The following is a 4,147-nucleotide window of genomic DNA, read 5'->3' as shown; positions in this document are numbered from 1 at the left end:
CCGCGCTATGTTTACCTCTGCTTCGACACCGGCCACTTCACGTTCTCCAAGGAGGACGCCGTCAAGGCTGCTAAGGAGTTCGGCCCGCGTATCGGCCACGTTCACCTCAAGGACATCCGTCCGGACATGATGGAAAAGGCTTACGCCGAGGGCTTCAAGTTCCGCAAGGCGGTTCTCGAGGGCTGCTTCACCATTCCGGGTGACGGCTGCGTCGACTATCCGGGCGTATTCAAGGCTCTGCACGATGCACACTACGAGGGCTGGTTCATCGTAGAGGCCGAGCAGGACCCGGCAAAGGCAAATCCGCTCGAGTATGCCAAGATGGCACGCGAGTATATCAAGAAAACCGCAGGTATCTGATAAGGAGGATTACAAATGGAGAAGATTCGTTTCGGTATCGTTGGTATCGGTATGATGGGCCGTATGCACGCCACCAGCCTGCAGCGTAACCCTCACGCAGAGGTTGTAGCGGTTTGCGCCCGCACCGAGAGCAAGGTCAAGGCGTTTCAGGAGGAATTCGGCGTACCGTATGGCTACACCAATGTAGACGAGCTGGTAAACAATCCCGAGGTTGACGCAATCGTTGTTGCAACCGGCGCAGATGCTCACAAGGCACCGTGTCTGGCAGCCTGCAAGGCAAAGAAGCACATCTTCTGTGAGAAGCCGCTGGCTAAGACCCTCGAGGACTGTGAGGAGATCGAGAAGGCCGTAGCCGAGAACGGCAGCAAGTGCTTCACGGTCGGCTTCATGCGCCGCTTCGACCCGTCCTACGCAGAGGCGAAGGAGAAGATCCGCGCCGGCGCGATCGGCAAGCCGATCCTGTTCAAAGGCGTATCGCTCGACCCGTCCAGCGTGCTCGAGGCACATCTGGAAGGCGTCAAGAAGGGCATTTACGTTCCGTGGTTTATCGAGATGGGCAGCCACGACACCGACCTTGCACGTTGGTTCCTCGAGGGCGATCCGGTCGATTCCTTTGCAACCGGCGATGCTTATGTCTGCACCGGTCTGGCAGATTACAACGACTATGACAACGGTTTCTCGCTGACCAAGTTCGATAACAACACCACCGCTTACATTCAGGTAGGCCGCACCGCAACCTGCAGCCACGTTGAGAGCGAAATCGTCGGCACCAAGGGCACGCTGCGTGTCAACTCGGTACCGCGCAAGAATTACCTCTCGCAGTTCACCGAGAACGGCTTCGTAGAGGAGTGCCAGGAGAGCTTCCTTGCTCGCTGGGGCGAAGCGTTCCAGGCGGAGATCGACGACTTCGTTGACTGTGTACGCACCGGCCGCAAGCCGGAGACCACCGCACACGACGGCACGATGAGCCTCAAGTTCTGTCTGCAGCTGCATCAGGCATATCTGGACGGTAAGAAGAAGTAAATTACAACCGCTTTTTATGGCAATACCGCATAATTGGACAAGAGCGATTTGCGAGTAAATTTTGCGCACTGATAAGGCGCGGTTTTGCAGCAATACTGACGTATTGCAAGAAATCGCAACGCAATCAGGGGACAAAATTTCCGCAAAGCGCCGCAGCTTTAAGTGTGCGGTGTTGCCTTAGATAAAGGAAAAAAGGAGATTCACATCATGAGCAAGAAGGAACTCGCTATTGGCGTACTGGGCGCAGGCGGCAACATTGGCCACACCCATTCTCAGAACATTGCAACCTATGTAGACGGCGCTCGTTTGGCTGCTGTTTACGATCTGAACACCGAGCGCGCCGAGGAGGTCGCTAAGACCTACGGCGCAAAGGTAATGGCAAGCGCAGAGGAGCTGATCGCTTCTCCCGAAATCGACGCTGTTGTTATCGCATCCTGGGACGGCACCCACGCTGATCTGGCGGTAAAGTGCATCCAGGCCGGCAAGCCGGTATTCTGCGAGAAGCCGCTGGCTACCACCCTTGAGGACGCGAAGAAGGTCGTAGAAGCGGAGAAGGCTTCCGGCAAGCGTCTGCTGCAGATCGGCTTCATGCGTCGCTTTGACCCGGACTACATCAAGATGAAGAAGATCCTCGACTCCGGCGAGCTGGGTGCTCCGCTGATGGCGCACTGCATCAGCCGTACCCGCAGCCATCCGAAGAACCACACCACCGAGCAGCACATCACCAACATTGCCATCCACGAGATCGACATCTGCCGCTGGCTGCTGGGTGAGAACCTGAACGAAGTCGCTGTTCGTTTCCCGCGTGCTACCTGCTTCGCAGAAGGCACCTGCCAGGACCCGCAGCTGGTACTTATGCAGTCTGACTCCGGCGTACTGATCGACGTTGAGGTTTCCGGCAACAGCTACTACGGCTATGAGATCCTGTGCGAGCTGGTTTGCGAGAAGGGCACCATCCGCCTGCCGGTAGCGGCAGAGCCGATCGTCCGTTCTTACCTGCAGTGCGGTCAGGCCATCCCGGAGGACTGGACCAACCGTTTCGTAGTTGCTTATCAGGAAGAACTGCAGCACTGGGTAGATTACCTGCAGGGCAAGACCGACGTTCCGGGCCCGGGTGCTGAGGACGGCTACGAGGCCTGCAAGATCTCCGACGCACTGATCAAGGCACAGACCACCGGTCAGTGGGAAAAGGTAGAGGCATAATCCCCCACGAATGGTATACAGCAGGGGCGGGAATAGGTGTGAAACCGCCCCTGTTGATATAAAGAAGGTCATATTACCCGGTAATATGATTCCAATAGACAACTTGTCTAACAGGAGGAAAGAAAGATGAAGAGAAGCAACCTTTTTAAGCGTTCCGCAGCGATGCTGCTGGCAGGACTGATGGCAGTTTCCATGAGTGCATGCGGCGGCAGCAGCGCATCCGGCAATGACTCCGGCGATTCCCAGGCAAGCAGCAGCGGCGACACCCATAAGCTGAGCGTAGTGCTCAAGACCACCTCTTCCGAATACTGGAGCTACGTTATCGCAGGCATCGAGCAGGCGGAAAAGGATCTCGGCAACGTAGAAGTTGACGTACGCGGTGCAAACAGCGATACCGACTTCGACGGTCAGCTGAACATGGTAGAGACCATTGTAAACGCAGATATGTGCGAGGCGATCGCTATCGCACCGCTGCAGGCAGACCAGATCGCAAATGCACTGACCGGCGTCAAGATCCCGGTGCTGGCGATCGACACCAATTTTGATCAGGCGGAAACCTTTATCGGCACGGCGCACGAGGACGCTGCTTACGAGGGCGGCAAGTATGTAGCCGAGAAGATCGGTAAGGGCGGCAAGGTTGTTATTCTGGCGAATATCCAGGGCGAGTCCACCTCTGAGGCTCGTGTAGCCGGTTACAAGAAGGCACTTGAAGAAGGCGGCTGCGAGATTATCTCCACGCAGTACACCGACGGCGTAGGCGACAAAGCCGTGACCGTAACCGACGGCGTTCTCCAGTCCTTCGCGGACATCGATGCGATCGTATGCTGCGCAGACGATGTTGCGCTCGGCGCATCCCGTGCCATCAAGCAGGCAGGCCGTGACGGCGACGGCATCATCGTATGCGGCTTCGACGGCATCTCCTCCGGCGTACAGGCAGTTGTTGACGGCGAAATTTCCTGCACCGTTGCACAGGACCCGTACAACATGGGCTACCAGTGCGTTGAGAGCCTGCTCGACGTTGTAGAAGGCGAAAAGCTGGATGACTTCATCGACACCGGCTGTAAGGTCATTACTCCGGACAATGCACAGGAGTATCTGGGCAAGCTGAAGAGCCTGGTATAAGCATCATTTTCTGATCCCTCACTCTCACTCTCGCGCTTGGGAAAACGCTCCAATGTTCTTCCCATTCTTCATGTCATTTAAGACACACTCTCTAATATTTTTATTCTCTCTCTTTTAACTAACCCATAAGTTTTCTTCTCATATTGCTGGAAAAGCCGCTTATGCGGCTTTTCCTATACCCCGATTCGGTTTGGCGAAAGGATATTTGACCAATGTATCAGATTTTGAAAAAGCAAACGCTGAACGCAAACACCAAGCTGATGGTGATCGAGGCACCGCACGTTGCCCGCAAGGCAGAGCCGGGTCAGTTCATCATCCTGCGTGTCAGCGCAGAAGGCGAGCGTATTCCGCTCACGATCGCAGATTTTGACCGCGAAAAGGGTTCCGTCACGATCATTTTCCAGGAGGTCGGCGCAACGACGATGGCGCTCGGTGCACT

Annotated in this window: 4 protein-coding genes and 1 pseudogene; all 5 read left to right on the top strand. The window is 55.8% G+C overall.

The features are described 5' to 3' along the window. Positions 1-360 (top strand): TIM barrel protein (locus tag DW724_RS15240; RefSeq protein WP_147358692.1); only part of this gene is annotated, 360 nt, incomplete at its 5' end. 15 nt (positions 361-375) lie between these two features. Continuing rightward, positions 376-1,383 carry a Gfo/Idh/MocA family oxidoreductase gene (locus DW724_RS15235; protein ID WP_117489167.1) on the top strand — a complete coding sequence of 336 codons (1,008 nt, stop codon included), beginning with the start codon at positions 376-378 and terminating at the stop codon, positions 1,381-1,383. 207 nt (positions 1,384-1,590) lie between these two features. Then, complete coding sequence (locus DW724_RS15230; RefSeq protein WP_118286022.1) at positions 1,591-2,586, top strand: Gfo/Idh/MocA family oxidoreductase; 996 nt, start codon at positions 1,591-1,593, stop codon at positions 2,584-2,586. A gap of 126 nt (positions 2,587-2,712) precedes the next feature. Further along, entirely contained in the window at positions 2,713-3,708 is a 996-nt protein-coding gene (locus DW724_RS15225; protein ID WP_118762045.1) for a sugar ABC transporter substrate-binding protein, read from the top strand. Positions 3,709-3,920: 212 nt separating this feature from the next. Next, positions 3,921-4,147: pseudogene (locus tag DW724_RS15220) on the top strand (sulfide/dihydroorotate dehydrogenase-like FAD/NAD-binding protein); the annotation flags it as partial.

Source organism: Butyricicoccus sp. AM27-36, assembly GCF_003480945.1.
GTDB classification, from domain to species: Bacteria; Bacillota; Clostridia; order Oscillospirales; family Butyricicoccaceae; genus Agathobaculum; species Agathobaculum butyriciproducens.
The sequence above is the reverse complement of the archived record's forward strand: the minus strand, read 5'-3'. Positions and strand labels throughout refer to the sequence as shown.